The organism is Ruegeria sp. A4, from assembly GCF_056543025.1.
Genome location: NZ_JBQGAW010000001.1, coordinates 1,531,583 through 1,549,569, shown reverse-complemented (window position 1 = coordinate 1,549,569; position 17,987 = coordinate 1,531,583). Strand labels below are relative to the sequence as shown.

Annotated in this window: 14 protein-coding genes and 1 tRNA gene; 7 read left to right on the top strand and 8 right to left on the bottom strand. The window is 54.7% G+C overall.

What is annotated here, in order from left to right:
- Positions 1–21: 21 nt before the first annotated feature.
- Positions 22–98 (top strand) — tRNA-Met (locus ACR0E2_RS07650).
- 96 nt (positions 99–194) lie between these two features.
- A complete protein-coding gene (locus ACR0E2_RS07645) occupies positions 195–413 on the top strand; it encodes a hypothetical protein (RefSeq protein ID WP_171228908.1) in 219 nt (72 codons plus the stop codon).
- Positions 414–974: 561 nt separating this feature from the next.
- On the opposite strand, the gene ACR0E2_RS07640 is transcribed toward ACR0E2_RS07645, so the two are convergent.
- The 3 genes from ACR0E2_RS07640 to ACR0E2_RS07630 form a co-directional block, all read right to left on the bottom strand.
- Entirely contained in the window at positions 975–1,592 is a 618-nt protein-coding gene (locus ACR0E2_RS07640) for a DUF4329 domain-containing protein (protein WP_480445965.1), read from the bottom strand.
- A 1,078-nt stretch (positions 1,593–2,670) separates the two neighbouring features.
- The gene (locus ACR0E2_RS07635; RefSeq protein ID WP_480445964.1) at positions 2,671–3,990 is read right to left on the bottom strand and encodes a hypothetical protein; all 1,320 of its coding nucleotides are present in this window, start codon (positions 3,988–3,990) and stop codon (positions 2,671–2,673) included.
- Between the two features lie 344 nt (positions 3,991–4,334).
- On the bottom strand, positions 4,335–4,640 hold the full coding sequence (locus ACR0E2_RS07630) for a hypothetical protein (RefSeq protein ID WP_480445962.1): 306 nt from the start codon (positions 4,638–4,640) through the stop codon (positions 4,335–4,337).
- A 366-nt stretch (positions 4,641–5,006) separates the two neighbouring features.
- On the opposite strand from ACR0E2_RS07630, the gene ACR0E2_RS07625 reads away from it, so the two are divergent.
- Positions 5,007–6,722 carry an adenylate/guanylate cyclase domain-containing protein gene (locus ACR0E2_RS07625; protein ID WP_480445961.1) on the top strand — a complete coding sequence of 572 codons (1,716 nt, stop codon included), beginning with the start codon at positions 5,007–5,009 and terminating at the stop codon, positions 6,720–6,722.
- A 324-nt stretch (positions 6,723–7,046) separates the two neighbouring features.
- Here ACR0E2_RS07625 and ACR0E2_RS07620 read toward each other — a convergent pair whose 3' ends face one another.
- The 4 genes from ACR0E2_RS07620 to ACR0E2_RS07605 all read right to left on the bottom strand — a co-directional run bounded on the left by ACR0E2_RS07620 (position 7,047) and on the right by ACR0E2_RS07605 (position 11,009).
- Entirely contained in the window at positions 7,047–7,316 is a 270-nt protein-coding gene (locus ACR0E2_RS07620) for an HlyU family transcriptional regulator (RefSeq protein ID WP_480445959.1), read from the bottom strand.
- Positions 7,317–7,524: 208 nt separating this feature from the next.
- Positions 7,525–8,799, bottom strand: a complete 1,275-nt coding sequence (locus ACR0E2_RS07615; protein ID WP_480445957.1) for an O-antigen ligase domain-containing protein — start codon at positions 8,797–8,799, stop codon at positions 7,525–7,527.
- A complete protein-coding gene (locus ACR0E2_RS07610; protein ID WP_480445954.1) occupies positions 8,799–10,280 on the bottom strand; it encodes a GumC domain-containing protein in 1,482 nt (493 codons plus the stop codon). Before ACR0E2_RS07610 ends, ACR0E2_RS07615 begins: the two co-directional genes overlap by 1 nt.
- A 114-nt stretch (positions 10,281–10,394) precedes the next feature.
- Entirely contained in the window at positions 10,395–11,009 is a 615-nt protein-coding gene (locus ACR0E2_RS07605) for a LuxR C-terminal-related transcriptional regulator (RefSeq protein WP_480445952.1), read from the bottom strand.
- 252 nt (positions 11,010–11,261) lie between these two features.
- On the opposite strand from ACR0E2_RS07605, the gene ACR0E2_RS07600 reads away from it, so the two are divergent.
- The 4 genes from ACR0E2_RS07600 to ACR0E2_RS07585 all read left to right on the top strand — a co-directional run bounded on the left by ACR0E2_RS07600 (position 11,262) and on the right by ACR0E2_RS07585 (position 16,728).
- On the top strand, positions 11,262–12,635 hold the full coding sequence (locus ACR0E2_RS07600) for a WecB/TagA/CpsF family glycosyltransferase (protein ID WP_480445949.1): 1,374 nt from the start codon (positions 11,262–11,264) through the stop codon (positions 12,633–12,635).
- Between the two features lie 20 nt (positions 12,636–12,655).
- Positions 12,656–13,537, top strand: coding sequence for a UTP--glucose-1-phosphate uridylyltransferase (locus tag ACR0E2_RS07595; RefSeq protein WP_480445947.1), 882 nt, complete (start codon positions 12,656–12,658; stop codon positions 13,535–13,537).
- A 101-nt stretch (positions 13,538–13,638) separates the two neighbouring features.
- A complete protein-coding gene (locus ACR0E2_RS07590) occupies positions 13,639–14,145 on the top strand; it encodes a putative pterin-binding protein (RefSeq protein ID WP_480445946.1) in 507 nt (168 codons plus the stop codon).
- A gap of 126 nt (positions 14,146–14,271) precedes the next feature.
- Positions 14,272–16,728, top strand: coding sequence for an ATP-binding protein (locus ACR0E2_RS07585; RefSeq protein WP_480445944.1), 2,457 nt, complete (start codon positions 14,272–14,274; stop codon positions 16,726–16,728).
- 1 nt (position 16,729) lies between these two features.
- Here the strand turns inward: ACR0E2_RS07585 and ACR0E2_RS07580 are convergent, their stop codons facing one another.
- Positions 16,730–17,959: a polysaccharide biosynthesis/export family protein gene (locus ACR0E2_RS07580; RefSeq protein WP_171228899.1), complete on the bottom strand. Its 1,230-nt coding sequence runs from the start codon at positions 17,957–17,959 to the stop codon at positions 16,730–16,732.
- Between the last annotated feature and the right edge of the window lie 28 nt (positions 17,960–17,987).

Here is a 17,987-nt window from a genome sequence, read left to right as displayed (position 1 = left end):
CTTAAATCGCCTCTCACTCAAGGCGGAGTAGCTCAGTTGGTTAGAGCAGCGGAATCATAATCCGCGTGTCGGGGGTTCAAGTCCCTCCTCCGCTACCAAATCTCTCAAGTCCAAAATCTGATTTCAGAAGCAATTCATGTTCTGTCTTTAGGTTGCCCTGCAATCATTACCACCACTTGGGTTTTCAAAACCAATTGGAAGGAAAAATGATTCAAAATGGATCACTTAAGGAATCCAGTAGCGTAGTGCTCGGTGTGGATTATCAAGCTGCTGGTTTGGCGGTAGCGCTGGACAACGCGATTTTCCTCGACAACTGCAAGCTGCAAGACGTACACCTCCAAGCTTTAGAGGCCTCGGACGGCATAGAAAAAGCGTTGTACAGATCCACGGACGTGCTCCTCGACCAGATATGATCTTTCGATCTGGCAATCTATTGGGCAATGACAACTGATGAACGTCCACAACTGGTGAAGAACGGATAGAAGAAAGAGCCCGGACAAAGCCAAGGATAACTCGCGGCGATCTATGAATGAGCACAAGTTTTGTCGGCCCATTATCCGTGCGGCAGGACTTATTGAAGTTTTTCATTGCTGAGATTGACGCAGCCGCTGCGAAATTTCACCCTGTCCGCGCTTTCCCTTTTCACCCAGCGGAACTGAACGTCCGAACTGTGCCGTCTGCGACTTGCTGCGCGAGGATGGAAGAAAATGTCGCAAAGGCAGTTAGTGGCTCATCCCGCCTTACACACAGCACTTCGGATGGGTGGGACGCCAACATAGCTTCAGTTTCCTCAACGATGGTGATTGGCCTTCAGTCTTCGCAAGAGCAAGAAGACCGAGTGTTGTCAGCGCAGGAAAACCCGAGGGGAAAAGAACCGTTCACGCGAGTGTCAACCGCTCTCTTCCTCGGATCCTCTTACTTGTAGTCTTCAGTATCGTAGCAAGGTAATGGTCTGGCAGGGTCTTTGCGCGAAACTAGTCACTTTCGTATTCGAGAAGATCTTCATAAGAGTAAACCGATGAGATTTCCCCTTCCAAACCCGGAACGAAACCAGGGTCTTTTGGCAAGCATCCGATATCGCAGATTTGTCTCACTTCCATTCGCTCCGTATCGACGTACCACAAACGTCCACCCGGAGTTGACACAAAGCCGTCGATGCCCTCGTCTTCATCGGCCTCAATGTCTGCAACGCTTGGAACTTCCGAACTATATTCCGGGTCGAACCTCCCGTGCGTGTGGTAAGACAAAACAAGCACCAAACCATTTTCTGCTTGATCCCAAACGCAGCTTTTGTTGTCGCCACGTTGAGCAGGAGTAGCAACAAGTTTCCCGGCTGGGTCATATGCAAGGTAGCCGCAATACTCTGTGTTATTGTTGAAAGAAATACCCTGTAGGCTAGACAGTGTCGCTTTCGCTACGCTGATTTCTTCCTGTGATTGGGCCAGGGTGGTCGCGGGTGGCCAGAGTATCAAGACAACTAAGGTATAGCGAAGGCGGCGTGCGGCTTCACATTTGCCTTCTGCGAGACCAAGTTGATGAGCCGAAAAAAGAAGGCAAAGTCCTGACAACGCAATAATGCTAAACTCGATCATGTTTTGCTCCTTATTATGAACTTATTAAAGCAGCGCTAACGCTGTAGGGATAGCCTGAAGAAAGGTGCCGACTGCGACCAAGGCAATCCATCCATCGCTGTTGCAAACTCCTGGACGTCGTTTTGTGCCTTCCTAGGGTTTTCCAGTCCGCCTTATCGTTCGACACTAATCTATCTGCGTTGTCTTCGGTCGCTTGGGCCGCTGCGTGTACAGCGAATAAGCCGCTCTACCTGCCGCTATCAACGTTACCGTGGAACCAAACAACGTTAACAACGGCGACCTGTTTCAACCATAAATCTCAAGCCGTTTCGCTCCGTTAGTCTTTTCGAAAGAACCGGTGCAGCAGCATAGGCCAACAACACCCAACACAACCAATTGCTCGCAACCTGTGCGTTTCAGGGACAGCCAAACAAAAAACCGCTATGAAGGCGAATGCGAGCAGACAAACAAACGCGGCCACCCAAAAAACATCAAGTAAATCCTGCATCTAAGTTGCTCCAATTCTTTGCAAACGGAAGTACTATGCCGATGATCCGGTCTGTCGTGTCGCGCAAAGTGTTTGCAAGATTGATCCGATCAGCCAGCAGCGACGTAAACCTGTCACCCCGAACACTTGCCCCGCGCTTGCTCTTGTCCCTCAGCAGCGCGGGTTTTTTCTTGCCTGCGGCGCTACGACACGGGGCCGGTTCAGGCCACAACGCTACATCCGTTTTACTACCACCCTTCGGGGGGCCCGCGTTGCTCTTGTCCCCTCTAGCTTGCTTGCAGCGCGGGTCTATTTCAGGCGTGGTGTGAACTTGAAGTATAGAATTGTTAGACAGCCAGCCTGTCGCTTAGGCCCTCCCCATTAATCACCAAGGTCTCTATCGCCCAAACTCTCTGGGTCTGGTATGCCTCCGGCGTGACCCAGATTTTCTCGATTTCGGTTAAGCAGTCTCCAAATCTCTTGGCCGGTTTTCGGTTCAAAGCGAAAGACCCCAGTTTTGAACAGCAGAATTACGCAGTTCATCCTTTGGCAAACCACCAGCACACAAGGAAATCACATCAAACTCACGGTCGCCAAATACCCGAAGTCAAATCACTCGTCATTGCCTGTGCTGGACCTAGTAAGCAGGCGTTCTCGGATGGTGCGCCAAGAGTCTGGAACAAGAAACGCAGTTCCGTTGGGAGTTAAATTGTAAATCCGGTACATTAACGCCCTGGGATTCCCTACTGATTTGCGAGCGACTAAATCGAATGCAGCTGGTTCATTGAGCGCTACGCCCTCGTCACCAACGTGAGGCACAGTCAAGAAGTTGTGCGCAATTTCGTGGGAAACTAAGGTGCCGAACGAATTGTCCATTGGAGGGTCCACATTCAGAGTAACACCCGCGATGCTCCCGTTTGGTCCAGATTGGGCACTTCCGCCAAGCGGCATTTCTCCGGGTTGTTGAGTGCGTATTGTCAGGACATGCTCGGCCCGATCCGGCCTGCCAGCAGCAGACTGCTCCTGGTTAAATGCGGCGAGGCGCTGCGCAACGGGAGTCCGATCAGGCCACGCGAAATCAATTGGTATCGGCTCAATTCGGTAGCGCAGCCCGGCTTCCTGATCCCCATCCAGAGGCGCCAAACCTGATCGAATGGGAAAAATTCGAGACAAGTCCTCCAGAGCCTGAAAGAGAATTTCCCATTTCTCTGCAGGAAAGGGAAAGATCTCAACGACAACAAGAATTCGCAGATCCTTCGTCGGATGAAACTGTGGTTGCCCAAGAGACTTTTCGCCGACAAGAGTACCGTTGCGATAAAGCCGTGCAGTAAAACGATACCGTCCAGGCTTTGAGATTTCCCGACCGCGGATATAGAAGTTGATATTGTCGTCTTCGGAGAAACTCTTGGTATCATTTGAGAATACGCCATCACCAATATCACCTGGAATAACTGTTGTCCCAGATGGGCCGGAAATCTCAAGTTCGGCATAATCAATCCGGGCTGGATTGAAGGGCAACGAATGGATTGGAAGGGAATTCAGATCAAATCCGAGGGCTTTAGACGAATAGTCAGAGTCCGCGTCATCCAAAAGTTCTGATGCCATAACAACTACGGGTGGGCGGCGACCAACAAATATTCTTGCAAGAGTATCTTTACCCGCGACAAGCTCGTAACCAGGGATACCTTGAGTCACCTCAGAACCGAAATCTGACATATCCGCCGGAACTTGCGGCAATGGGGGCCCGCTCTCCTCACACGCCTTAAGAGCCCCCCTTTTTCGCTGAAGCAGTGACAGCGACTGCTTTCTAAATCGAAAAAGCGCAGACTTTTGTATTGGGTCAACAGTGTTTTGAATCTGAATATCGAGAATTTCAATACTTTGCTCAAGCGTCTCAATTTCATCCCGAATACTTTGACAATGCGCAGACATACGGCCACCTGAGGAGGTTAGTGTTGAGTAGAACTTGTTCAGAAAATTACTCTAGCACGAAAACCAAAAAAGAGACGAATCTGGCTGGTCGAGAAATGTACTTGCAGGAATAATTCGTTTGTTTGGCAAGTTTAAAGCAATGAAAAATAAGCCAAAACAAAAACTTCCCGAAAGACAGGCCTTTGTAGCAGGCACAACGCGTGGAGCGTGACAAAGGTATTTTCTGTACGATCCGGATCCAAGGAGCAGGCATTAGAGGCAGGCTTTTGCTGCGGTTTCAAACTGTTTGCGGTTTTTCGAGCCAGAGAAACGAAAATCCGTTTAACTCCAGATTTGAATTTCCTTCAAATACCTAAAGAATGATTGATAAATCGGCCATTACGCCGCTTGAACGGCTTGGTGGCTTCTCCTGCTGCGAATTCAAACTCCTTTCCGACCGGCTTGCCAGATGCGTTGAGTTCGCGACGTTCTCGATTGCAGGCGCGGATGAACCCATCGATGCAGATTGGCTTTGACAACTCTTTCCCTAGTTCCCCTGGCAGGGCGTGCCCGTTCTTGTCGATGCAAACCTTCCCATTGTTTTTGCAGGAGCCTCTCTCTTCGGTCGTCGAGCAACGGATGGCCGTCACCGTCAGGATCAGTTTGTCCAAGGTCTGATTTTGAAACTGCGCGTTTCAGCCGTTCGCTTTCATTCTTAAGCGGTTCCAGTTCCTTATATTGATCAACACCCATTCCACCGTTCTTGTTACTTCAGCGGTGGTGGGGCTGTTAAGCGCCGACAATCTGCCTGATTGCATCAAGACGGGACATGCCGTGCCCCAGATTCCTCAATGCAACCATGGACCAGATCAGTTGGGTAGGCTCAGTCAACTACGACAAACTATTCCAAACAGCGGCCGTTCAGAAAATTATAGATTGGAACAGGTTTGCCCACAAAGTGGCCGGTTGGCGTTTGTGCAGAGTCTCTAAAAATAAGATGTCTTTTCCATGCAACGCGTTATGCGTTACGAATAGACATGAACGGGAACCGCAGACTTTCCGCAGTACTCTCGGCCGATGTAGTAAACTACTCGGGTCAGATAAAGGCGGATGAGAACAGGACTCTCAGCGAACTCCGTGTCCTGCGTCGAGAGTTGTTCGATCCATTGGTAAGTGATCATCGCGGCAATATCGTGAAGAGGATGGGCGATGGATGGCTGGTCGAGTTCAGCTCGGTCTCGGACGCAGTGCGGTGCGCCCTCGATCTTCAAAGCCAAGTGTCAGCCCAGTCATCGCTTAAACTTCGCGTGGGCGTTCATCTGGGAGATGTCGTATTTGACGAAGATGACATCTTCGGCGATGGGATCAACATAGCCGCGCGGCTACAAGAGGCTTCCAACGAAGAGGCTGTGTTAATTTCCGATGTCGTCCATCGCAGCCTTGATGAGAGGCTCGCCGAGCGATTCCACCGCGCTGGCGAACGGCAGTTCAAGAATGCCCCGTCACCAGTGGAAGTGTTCCAATGGTCGCCACCCGGTTCCGCCCCACCGCGAGTGACTCCAGCCAGTCACTCGAAGTCATTGCTGATCGGCGTTCTACCCTTTGACAATCTTTCTTCCGACCCCGATCAGGAATTTTTTGCCGATGGCATTACCGAAGAGATAATTACCACTCTGTCAAAACTCCCGAACTTACTGGTCGTCGCGCGCAACTCTACGTTCGCCTATAAGGGGCGCTCGGTAGACGTGAAACAAGTCGGACTGGAGCAGGGCGTCGATCTTGTTCTCGAGGGAAGTGTCCGCCAAAGCGGTAGTCGAGTGCGAATTACCGCGCAGCTAATCGATGCGAAGTCCGGAATGCACATTTGGGCAGATCGGTTTGATCGCCTGATAGAAGACGTATTCGAGGTTCAGGATGAAATTGCCCTGAGAATTGCGACTGAACTTCAAGTCGAATTACTGGCGGGCGAGATGGCCCGCTTCAGAGGTTCGGGGACTAAACATCTGGATGCCTGGACTGCTCAGCTGCAAGCTGTGGAAGCCTCGCGCAGAATAACTAAGGAAGCACAGGCTGACGCTCGTCGGTTTGCTCAACAGGCAATTTCCCTGGATCCTGGCTACTCCGCGCCATATTGCACTTTGGGGTTCATTTGTACTGTCGAAGCAAGGCACGGTTTTGTAGCAGACCGAAATGCGGCGCTGGCAGAGGCCCGCGACTGCGCTCGACGTGCTCTGGAGATAGACAGCTACAACCCAGAGGCTCACGCAATTGCGGGTTTCGCGGATGCAATCGACGGTAAACTGGAATCTGCTATCGGGAAGTTCAACAAGGCACTGCAGCTAAATCCAAACCACGCTGATGTGGCTTCAAGGCTGTCGATTACATTGGCATTCAATGGGCAGGCAAAAGAAGCGATCCGCGTGGCGCGGCAAGCCATTACTCTCAACCCTCACTATCCGGGCTGGTATGCTGGCGTATTGGGTTTGGCACTTCGGCTCGACGGTCAATATGAGGAAGCCAAGAAGGCATTCACCGAATACGGTCAAAGAGTTGAAGGCTTTGGGCACCTCGACCTCGTAATCGTACACATGGAAACGGATAACGTTGAGGCCGCTCGCGATGAGGCGCGGAATGTGATGAAATACCGCCCTCAGTTTTCCATATCGGACTGGGCAAAAACTCAGCTTTTCTCTGATGCAGAACGATTGGAGAAAGACTGCGCGTCTCTGCGTTTGGCCGGTTTGCCCGAATAAGTGCCGCGCGGATTTCCGGCAAAGCGATTTTTCCTGGAAAGTGACACCCAACGCATCGGCTATGGGTTCGAAGCTAAAGCCCGACAAATATGACCGATCACCCCCTCTGGGGACAAACCTGCAATCCAATGTTTTACGCGATTGCCCGCTTTATGCGCTTTGCGACGGCAGCTAACACAACAACAGGGCAGATAAACTGCTGCACGACTACTTCTTCGCCGAACAAAGTTTGACCAATGGTAACCTTTTGAGTCCGTTCAGAATTATACGCATAAGCATACTCATCGGTTCCGCTCGTAGATCAGGCTTCAAGCTAGGACCTCCCTAGCTGAAAATGCTGTCGCCTTGCTCATCAATGACCTGTTTCGCCTTTGCTATACTAAAGCTTTCGGCCTGTTCCCGACTGTCGAAGACATCCGCCCTGATCACCGTATGTGTCTTTCGATCTCCGCCGATGGTCTTTTCGATACGGGCCATCAGGCGAAATTTGCTGCCCTCGGCCATCAGGTCGGGGAATATCTCGAACCCTTTGTAAGAAACCGGATCTGGCTTGGACTTCTCAACGCCGCCGAAGAGTTTTGAGAAGAGGGACATCGGGTGGCTCCTTTCAGCGTTGTTCAGGGCAGAGACTAGCGCCGCTCAAGGCCGGAGTGAAGGGCGTTGCACGGTCAGGTCACTGGTTCCAGGGTTCGGAAGCGCGCACCGTTCAGAGTCACAATGCCCCAAAAAAAGCGGCGAAGGATCCGCCCTTGAAAAGCAACGGCAAACACCGCGCTTGCGTTTCAACAAACCAGCCGACATGTCAGTTTCCCCGATTTACCGATTTGACCTCTCTTAGATGGCATCCGAGCATTAGGAGGCTTGGCCAGAGCAAATAGGTTTGAATCTCAACGTTTTCTCCAAAAGTTAGGAGGACAATGGTAAGCAGTAGTCCCAGCGGAAGCTTGCCACGTTCACACTTTATTGCGTCCAGCGTGACGACCCAGAAATGAACTGACAAAGGCACAAGGAAAGCTGTAAATCCTGTCAGACCTTTGACGAATAAAAGCCCGTACCAAGTGTGGTGACTGCCGATCGGCATGTATTCAACAAGATGCGCTCCGGGTCTGACTGTGCCATGCCCGAAAACCATTGCATCCGATTGCCACCGTTCATACGCAATGCGCTGCAGAGTTTCGCGCACGCGGGTACTGTCGGCGCGCGCGGATTTGAAGCTGTAGAGGGCTCTGTTCCCGAACTCGACAAAGGCGACACCCCGAACGGCAACGGCTGTTGTGACTGACGACAATAAGACCCACCCCAAGCTGCGGGCGACAAGGGGCAAGAGGCGGGGTGACATTGAGCAGAACACCAATCCGACTAAACCCATACGGGACTTGGACATCAAGATCATCAGAACACCCGCAGCCAATCCGATGATCTTCCACCTGGGGTGTTTTTCCTCCAACGCAAACAAGACCAAGCAGACACCAAGCAGGGCGGCGAAAGGAGACCAGGGCGCAAAGAACTGCCAGCGCGGCGTGCCGCTGGCTGGGTCAATTGTATAAAGGTAGACCGAGAAATATTCGGGTCCCGGACCGCCTACTGCTTTCAGCGGGGACGTAAACAACAGGTGCGGTAGGCCCACATAGGGGGCGACAGCGAGCAACGGCAAAAGGCACAAGGTCCAGAGGCCCAGAACGCTTTGCCCTCTGACCAGAAGCTCGCGTCGGATTGGCAACACTGCTCCGGCAAGGATGAACAACGGTATCAGCGCCCAGCCTTTGGCCCATCCGATGCTCGATTTGATCGTTTTGGTTGTGCCTAGGTTCCAATCCGCATGGCCTGCCCAAAGTGAGACCAGCATCACCAGCATGCCTGCGCTCCAGACCCAAACCACGGCAGGCACAGGGCCCGTTGCTTGCATATCCGAGCGGATCACCGGACCGAGATAGAGCGACAACCCGGCCATCGCAGCCAGTGTCCAACCCAGAACCGGGCCGACGACATAAAGCGCGCCAAGCCCGTAGAGTGGCCATGTCCAGATCAGTGTATGCCAGACGATTTTTTCGGCTGGGGTTTGAGGGGACACGTGCATTATGCAGCGGCCTCTTTCTGGTCCTTCAGCAGCTTTGAAATCAATGGGTTTCGGATCCAGGCCAGCGTCAAACCCATCAGCAGCATAAGGCTCGCAGCGATTCCGGCGGCAATCGATATTTTCTTGTTCGGTGAAGATGGGTGTGTCGGCAGCGAAGGATTCTCGAGCACTTGGATCAAGGGGTAGGAGGCATAGACATCGGTCTTTTTCGACTCGGATCGGGCTATGGCAGAGGCGAACACGGCTTCCGCCACGGCGAAATCTCTTTGCCGGTCTTCCAATTCGGCGGCGATGGGTGCGAGGTCTGACAAGCGCAGAGTATCCAGACGGACTTGTTCACGCAGCGTCGCAACATGCTTCTCCAACCCGGCACGCAAGGCGTCTTCGCGCACCAATTCACTTAGCAATTGGGCTCTTTGCCCTTCCGGCGCACGATCCAACCCGCCGAGTTGCTCGACCGCCAGACCAGTCACGTGCGACGCTCGTTGCAAAGCTACTGATCGCGCGCCTTCATAGTCGTTCTGAGCATTCACATAGATCGGGTGGCGTGCTCCGTAGGTCGCATCGGCTTGTGCCAGCTTTGCAGCCCCCACCGACACGTCCTCAAGCAAGGATAGGTACTGAGCATCGGCATAGAGCTTAAGCGTTGCCGCCGCTGCATCAGACGGCAGATCCAACGCGACCTGAAGCGCGGCGACACGTTCAGATTGCCGTGCGAGTTCGCTCTCCTGCGCACGCAATTGCTGCTTTGCACTGTCATTTGCCGCGACCTGCTCTTGGTATTGCGCGACTGATATCAGACCGCTTTGCGACTGCAGTTGCTTGATCTCGTGTCGCGTCGTCTGAATTGCACGGGTGTAGTCTTCAATCGCGCCCGTATTGCTGGCCTCGCGCGTGGCTATTTCGTCGGCGCGCAGGGCGTCAATCTCAGCGAAAAAGGCGACCACTAAGGCGTCACCATATTGCTGTGCATCAGCAGGAGAGGCCGCTTGAAGCTCGATATGAATCAGGCTGGTTTGATCAACCAGTTGTACCCGCGGCTTGCCGAACGCATCCCGATCAGCATCCACAGCCTTTGCAGCCGCATCGAGGATGCGATCTGCCGACAACAGACGTTTGTACGTCTCGGTTGGGCTGATCGACCCATTGGCAAAGGCTGAATTCGCGTAAGAGGACGCCTGACCGATATTGGCCAGATTGACCGATGCCGATGCGCCGGATCCGGGCAGGATAAGTGAGGCGTGGGAGGTGTATTTGACAGGCGCGGTTGCCAGATATCCGCTGATCGGGGCCCAGATGCAACTTGCCCCCAAAAGGAACAGCGCCACATAGCGCGGGAGGCGGCCCGCATCGCTGAGACGACCGCCTTTTACGATGCGACGCCACCCGGGCGATCTGAAGTTGGATCGGGATATGCGCGCCCAATTCAGAAATTGCGTGTCGTGCGTGGATTCAGAGGTGTTCGAAATCTGTTGCGGCATAGAAAAACCCTTTCTTGAAAGGGTGATACACCGCATCCCATCGCTGTTCAGTTGCCCAGCGGGCTAGGGGGTGAGGGGATTGGGAGCGCACCCTATCCCTTCGGATAACGAGGTTTAGAACAATCCAGCTTCGCGCGCCGCCAGGGCGGCCTGTGTTCGGTTGCTGACACCGACTTTACGATAGAGTGTTTTCATATGCAGTTTGATCGTCGGCTCGGACAGGTCCAGATCACGGGCGATTTCCTTGTTGGATTTGCCCTCAGTCAGCCCTTTCAGAACCTGCCGTTCGCGCTCGGTCAGCTTTTGGGCCATGGGATGTGAGTCTTCCGGCTGCTCCGCGTTCATGAACCCCGCAGGAAGGTACTGTTCCCCCATTGCCATAAAGCGGATCGCATTCACCAGGGATTTTGCCGGCAGAGTTTTGGGGACGAAACCAGCAGCCCCAAGTTCCAGCGCGCGTTGCGCTAGATCGCGCGAAGTATCGCCGGTAAACAAGGCCACGTGCTGGGCGCCGTCCAAGGCGATGCAGGTTTCAAGCCCGCTCAACCCGTTCATGCCGGGCATGTTGAGGTCCAGAAGGACCAGATCAAAAGCTCCGTCGTTCTCAATCAAAGATTTCGCGGCGGGAAAATCCGGCGCGGTCTCAACTTCGATCCCACCTGCGGCATCTATGAAGGCGACGAGCGTGTCCAAAATAAGCTCGTGGTCGTCAGCAATAAGAACTTTCATCTCAAATCTCCGTCTTCCCCCAACCACACATGGATGCGTTAATAAATCATTGAACGCATGGTATGAAGCCTGCCTGAAGGACAGGTAAATATCCAATCGGATAGGTCATAGGGCCGTTTCCTCCACGCTATGTGCTGCGGGGTCGTTTGGATAGACCTATTCTCCGATCCCTCTCCGGATGCTCGCCTATCGGTTGCGCGATCACATTGGCAGTCTGATGACACAGATTGTTATCGTTGATCGGAGAGTTCCATGCAGTTCCTGTCAGTCCAAGATATGTATAAGGGCGCGCAGCCAGCACCCGGACCAACCCTTGAAAAAACCGCGATTTTGGGTTTGCCAGTTGTGAATGCCCAATCCGGGCAGGTGATTTCAAAACTGCTGGACGGGACGCGCCAGACGGTGTTTTTCCTGAATGCTCATTGCGCAAACATCCGGGCCCGCAACCTTACCTACCGAGCAGCATTGGCCCGTGCAGATATGATCCTACCTGATGGAATTGGGGTAGAGGTCGCGGCAAAGTTGCAAGGTGTCCGGCTGACCGAGAACCTGAACGGCACTGATTTTGTTCCCAATCTATTGAAACGGGCCGCGCGTCTGGGGCAGTCGGTCTACCTGTTGGGGGGACGTCCCGGAACAGCTCAGACGGCAGCGGCCCGGTTGCAGCATATGATCCCCGATTTGACCGTGGCTGGTGCGCGCGATGGTTACGAGGGGGCTGCGCGAGTTGATGAGGCGATCGCCGATATCAACCAGTCGGGCGCTGACATTCTGTTGGTTGCAATGGGCGTCCCGCTGCAAGAGCTGTGGATCACGCAAAACCGGCACCGGCTAGACCCTCGTATCGCGTTGGGAGTGGGTGCTTTGTTCGACTTCCTGGCCGGCAATGTGCGCCGGGCACCGCGTATCGTTCGCCGCGCCCGGATGGAGTGGGCATGGCGGTTGGCGATGGAGCCGCGCCGTATGGCCCGCAGATACATACAGGGCAATTTTGAGTTCCTCGGGCGTGCCGCACACAATTCTCTTTCTAAGGTCACAGCATGTCGTTTGCTGGACATCACTTTGGCGGCGGTCGCGCTTTCTCTTCTGGCCCTGCCCATGGCAGCAATCGCGGCATTGGTGCGATTGGACAGTCGCGGCCCCGCCTTTTTTCGACAAACACGGATTGGTCGAAACGGGGTACCCTTCACAATGTACAAGTTCCGCTCGATGGCGCAGGACGCCGAAGCGCGGCGTGCAGATCTGCTCGCCCACTCAGATCGTGAGGGCGTGTGCTTCAAAGCCAAGAATGACCCGCGCGTAACCCGCGTAGGGCAGGTTCTTCGCCGGTTTTCGCTGGATGAACTGCCGCAAATCCTCAACGTTCTCAGAGGCGACATGTCGCTGGTTGGCCCGCGCCCGGCTTTGCCCGAAGAGGTCGCCGCGTATCCTGAACAGGCGCTGGAGCGCTTGCAAGTGCGCCCTGGTATCACCGGCCTTTGGCAGGTTTCGGGTCGTGCGGGCGTCGGATTTGACCGCATGGTCGAGCTGGATACGGCCTATGTCCGCTCTCGCTCGCCGCTATTGAACCTCATCCTCATCGCAATGACCGCGCGTGCTGTTGTGTCGGGCAACGGCGCTTACTGATCAAACCCAGGAGCATTGAAATGACACGTATTCGCAAAGCCGTTTTTCCGGTCGCTGGATTGGGCACAAGGTTTCTGCCCGCGACCAAATCGGTGACCAAGGAGATGTTGCCACTGATTGACCGGCCGTTGATCCAATATGCGGTCGACGAGGCCCGCTCGGCCGGAATTGATGAGTTCATCTTTGTCACCTCAACCGGCCAATCGACGCTTGAGTCTTACTTCGGGTGCAACTCGGTGCTGGAGCGCAAGCTGAAAGATGGGGGCAAAACCAGCCTGCTAAACCGCTTGCGCCAAACGAACCTTGAGGATGAGACATACAGCTTTATCCAACAAGACAGCCCCCGCGGATTGGGTCATGCTGTATCTTTGGCGCGCGATGTCGTCGGTAATGAACCCTTTGCGGTGATCCTGCCGGATGATGTGATCCACGCGCAGCGCTCGGTCCTGGCGCAAATGGTAAAGAACTTTGAAGGCAGCCACATGATTGCGACCCAAGCCGTTTCATCCGATCGGATCAGTGCCTATGGCGTAGTCGATATCGCGCAGAAATCAGGGCAGGTACAGCACTTGCGGGGTTTGGTTGAAAAGCCTTCCGCCGATCAGGCTCCGTCAGAGTTTGGTATTGTCGGGCGGTATCTGCTGCAACCTACGATCTTTGATCGTCTGGATGGCCTGGCACCCGGCGCGGGCAACGAAATCCAACTAACGGATGCGATAGCTGCGGATATCGGGGGGGTGGGATGCAATGGCTTTGCCTTTCACGGAGAGCGCTTCGATTGTGGTTCGGTCGCTGGATACCTTGAAGCAACCACTGTCTTTGCGTTGGAGCGTGCCGAACTGCGAGACGGTTTCCAATCCATGTTGCGTCAGCGCATGAACCTCCTTTCTGTCGCCGCATGAGATCCAGGCACCTATCCGTTCGGATAGGTGCTTATCCCCATGCCCATCTGTCGCCGCCGACCTCTTTCTGGTTTCTTGGGGTCAAAGAGATGGAGATTAAGATGCGTCTGTTTTTTGCGATCATTGCAGCGGCTTTCACCTTTTGCCTTACGTCTGCTCAGGCCAAGGAACTGGTGACCCCGACAGGGGAGGTCGTCTTGACCATTTCCGGCAACATCGCGCAAGCCGGACCCGATGGAACGGCGCAGTTTGATATGGAAATGCTGCAAGCACTGCCGCAACGCAGCTTTGAAACCTCGACGATCTGGACCGAAGGCAACGCCAGTTTTGTCGGCGTCCCTCTGTCGGTCTTGATAAAACGGGTCGGGGCAGAGGGCTCTGCGATCCGGGCAACGGCGATCAACGATTATGCGGTTGAGATCCCTGCGGACTCAATCTCGGCGCAGGATCCGATTGTCGCCTATGAGATGGACGGCGCGGCGATGTCCCGACGGCAGAAGGGGCCGCTTTGGATTGTTTATCCGTATGACAGTGACACCAAGTACCAGACCGAGGTGATCTACTCTCGCAGTATTTGGCAACTCGACAGGTTGGAGATCGTTAAATAGCGTGGGGTTACAATAAAGTGTGAAGTGGTTGTTGCAGGCGAAACATTGACAAGAGAATTCCAAAACCACTCGCGACGCCGGTGGGCCTTCTGGCTCATCGGTATCGCCGTTTTATGCGCCCTTGTTTTGGTCGTCTTGCTGTCGGTCAAGGTGATGTCCGACCTGCGCGACCGGCAGTCTGCCCGAACCGACAACGTCCAATGGACGCTGACGCAAGTTGAAGTTGAGTTCCTGTCCTATCTCAACGCGCTTGAGGCAGGTGTATCGGATGCGGAGTCAAAGCAAGAAACGCTGGACATTGTCCGCCGCCGTTTCGACCTTTTTTACAGCCGCATCGATATTCTGAGTACCTCGCGTCTGTTTGAAACGCTGCGTGCTGATCCGAAATTCGCCGAGCCTCTGGCGCAGGTTTCTGATTATCTTGAAGCATCGGTTCCCACAATCGATGCGGCAGATGCGAAACTGAAAACCGGGTTGCCTGATCTCTATCAAGGCGCCCGAGAAATATCTACGCAGGTGCGTGAGCTTTCGGTCTCTGCGATCTCTTACTTTGCAAGCCAGTCAGATCAGCGCCGTGAGGAAACCGCGCTAAGCCTGTTTCAACTGGCCATTTTGTCCGGTGGGTTGTTCCTGACTCTCGCCGCAGTCAGCGCCTATCTTTTGGCGGTCAACCGCAAGGCCGAAAGGCGCGGGCGGGCGATCCGGCAGGCCAACCAACGTATGAATACGATCCTCTCGACCTCATTGGATGCAGTCATCGTGGTGGATGCCGCCGGCAAAGTGCTGGAGTTCAACGCTGCTGCACAAGCGATTTTTGGATATTCCGAGGATGAGGCCAAAGGGCATTTGATCGGTGATCTGATCGTGCCCGCGCATCTTCGCGACGCTCATACCGCCGGAATGGAACGTATGCAGCGCGGAGGTGATCGCCACGTCGTTGGCAAGGGCCGTGTTCAGCTTGAGGCGATGCGCAAAAACGGTGATGTCTTTCCTGTCGAACTCGCCTTGCAATCCGCCCAGGCAGGCGACGAAGAAATTGTCATCGGCTTTGTCCGCGATATCTCGCAAAGCGTGGCGGATCAGAAAGAGCTTGTCTCGGCCCGCGACCGCGCCCTTGCCGGGGAAAAGGCCAAGTCGGATTTCCTGACCGTCATGAGCCATGAGATCAGGACACCGTTGAACGGGTTGCTGGGCAATCTGACCCTGCTCAAAAACACACGCACGACCAGGCAGCAATCCCAGTTTGTCCGCAACATGGAGATCTCGGGACAGATTCTGCAAAACCATGTGGATGCGGTGCTGGATATCGCCCGGTTTGAGGCCGGTAAGCTGTCTATTGCGCGTGAACCGACTGACCTGAATGCGATGCTGCAGGACTTGGTGGATGGCCAAAGCGGCAATGCGGCCTCGCGCGGCAACTCGATTTCGTGGCAATGGGTGGGCGGAGCGTTTCCGAATGTCGCAACTGACGCACAGAGGCTACGGCAAATTTTGCTGAACTTAGTAGGCAATGCGATCAAGTTCACCGAAAACGGCCGAATATCGATTGAGGTTGAAAGATGTGAAGCTGCGGATCAGGGAAAGGCACATATCTACGAAGTGCGTGTGATCGATACCGGGGTTGGCATCGCCGAGGATGAAATCGACGCCATTTTTGATGACTTCTACACCAGCGATCCCTCAATCGGTCGCACGGCCGGAGGGACCGGGCTTGGCCTGGGGATCGCCCGTCGGTTCGCGCAGGCGATGGGTGGCGAGCTTGGGGCAGAAAGCACATTGGGCGCCGGCAGCGTTTTCTGGTTGCGGTTGCCATTGCAGTCGTCGGCGCCCGACCAGTTGCTTGACGCTGCTCAAATCAGTACCAAGACCGTTCGCCCCCTGAACCTGCTGGTTGTCGAAGACAACGAGATCAACCTCGAGGTTATCTGCAACATGCTGGCGCTGGACGGTCACTGTGTGACGACAGCAAAAAACGGGCAGGTCGGCGTCGAAAAGGCCAAGGGACAGCGCTTTGACGCGATCCTGATGGATATCAGTATGCCAGTGATGGATGGGCCAACCGCTGCGCATCATATTCGTTACGGTCAGGGGCAATCGGCAGATGTGCCGATTATTGCGGTGTCGGCCAACGTTCTTCCAGACGCAGTTGAGGCCTTTCGCGCCGCTGGAATGACGGCTTTCATCGGCAAGCCAATTTCTATTGACGCACTGCGCAGGGCGCTTTCGATGGTAACGCAACCCGAGATGCAGGTTTCGCAGAGTGCGCAGCCTGATCCATTGGCAGAATTGAAAGACAGCGTCGGGCCTGAAGTCTTTGCCCGCCTTCATGCCCAGTTTATTGCCGAAGGGGATGAGTTCATTGGATGGCTCGAAACCCGAGCATTTGATCGGTCAGATTCGAATGAGCTCGCACGGGCCTGCCACAAACTGGCCGGTAGTGCGGCGACCTTCGGAGCGGAAGAGTTTCGAGAGGCGTTAGTTGCGGTAGAGATTGCAGCAAAAGAACACAAAGACATCACTGACAAGCTCGCTGCAGTCTCCACCGCTTGGGAGCGGGCGAAATCATCGCCCGCTCGGGATTGATTTACGGGGCCAGCAGCGCCGCAGCACCGACGATACCAACCGCACGGGCAACCTCGGTCAAGCCGGTCACCTTACTGTCGTAGCAGGCAATGGCATCACCCGGCAGAACATAGGGGTCATAATCATCCCGATCCCCGCGCCGCAGCAGTTTTTCGATATTGCGTTCAATGACGATCGAGTTGCCTGTCATTGGGTTGCGGGTGAACAGGACCGCGCTGCGATTGGCATTGGTGGTCTTGGCTCCGCCGACGCAGTTGGTGTCGACAACTGCCTGAAGATAGCGCGTGCCATAGGGAACTTCGCGCACGTCGCGTCCGATGGCCGATTCCGCGTTTCCGGTGGCTGGTTGAGTGAGGTTTGACATGTACAGCGTTACACCGGGCGGGCTGATCGGACTGGGACGCATCAAGTCATCCTGGAAACATCCCCGGCTGTTGACCACGATCTTGTCCCCGGTCAGCAGCATAATGTCGGTCGGGTCGGTGCCTTCGAACACACCGCGCAGATCCATACGATAGATCGTGCCATGACGGTGCAGTTCGACCGCTGACAGATCAGCATCCGGGCGTACGCCTCCAGCGGAACGAATGGCAACCGACAGGTTGCGCGCCTCGGTCGAGGCCCCCAACACACCCTGACGTCCTCGATCCAGCGCGTCGCCGGGGATGCCTCCGATCTCAACCGAGTGGGGTTCAAACACTGCACCTTGCACGCCGACAGTAACCGAGGCGAAGTCGCTAATGCGCGCCGTTACGCGCGGCGTGCTGTCATAGAACTGCGCCTCCACCAGAACACGGGCCACATCCCGCTCCACCTGTTCGGTTGTTCGACCCTGCGCGCGCACCGGTGGCAGGTAGGGCAGCTTCAGGTCGCCATCGCGAGACACAACGTAGGTGTCGCTGAGAAGTTCGTCACCGTCGATTGTGATCTGCACCATGTCATTGCGCGAAAGCTTTTCGCCCAACAGCGGACTAAGAGCAGGCTGTGACCATTTGGCAAAGGCGCTTGCGCCTTGATCCCCGGCCTGAGACCGACATGCGCGCCCGTTCATATGCTCCGATTGCAGCAAAGGCGCGTTTGCAAGGCGCCGCGATGGGGACCGGTACTGGGCTTGATAGCTTTCGCCCTTCGCGACGGATTCGATGTTGCGCGGGGTCTTCATGCTACTACAGCCCGACAGAGCAATTGCGCTGACGGTTCCTAAAACCAAAACTTTGAAATGTCGTATCATTTTCAACTCTCCTGAACTGCATCCACAG

Bases quoted from the DNA above. Each gene is read 5' to 3' on its own strand.
- ACR0E2_RS07620 (WP_480445959.1), bottom strand. From the start codon at position 7,316: ATGTCCCTCTTCTCAAAACTCTTCGGCGGCGTTGAGAAGTCCAAGCCA.
- ACR0E2_RS07625 (WP_480445961.1), top strand. From the start codon at position 5,007: ATGAACGGGAACCGCAGACTTTCCGCAGTACTCTCGGCCGATGTAGTA.
- ACR0E2_RS07635 (WP_480445964.1), bottom strand. From the start codon at position 3,990: ATGTCTGCGCATTGTCAAAGTATTCGGGATGAAATTGAGACGCTTGAG.
- ACR0E2_RS07615 (WP_480445957.1), bottom strand. From the start codon at position 8,799: ATGCACGTGTCCCCTCAAACCCCAGCCGAAAAAATCGTCTGGCATACA.
- ACR0E2_RS07610 (WP_480445954.1), bottom strand. From the start codon at position 10,280: ATGCCGCAACAGATTTCGAACACCTCTGAATCCACGCACGACACGCAA.
- ACR0E2_RS07605 (WP_480445952.1), bottom strand. From the start codon at position 11,009: ATGAAAGTTCTTATTGCTGACGACCACGAGCTTATTTTGGACACGCTC.
- ACR0E2_RS07580 (WP_171228899.1), bottom strand. From the start codon at position 17,959: ATGATACGACATTTCAAAGTTTTGGTTTTAGGAACCGTCAGCGCAATT.
- ACR0E2_RS07600 (WP_480445949.1), top strand. From the start codon at position 11,262: ATGCAGTTCCTGTCAGTCCAAGATATGTATAAGGGCGCGCAGCCAGCA.
- ACR0E2_RS07640 (WP_480445965.1), bottom strand. From the start codon at position 1,592: ATGATCGAGTTTAGCATTATTGCGTTGTCAGGACTTTGCCTTCTTTTT.
- ACR0E2_RS07595 (WP_480445947.1), top strand. From the start codon at position 12,656: ATGACACGTATTCGCAAAGCCGTTTTTCCGGTCGCTGGATTGGGCACA.
- ACR0E2_RS07590 (WP_480445946.1), top strand. From the start codon at position 13,639: ATGCGTCTGTTTTTTGCGATCATTGCAGCGGCTTTCACCTTTTGCCTT.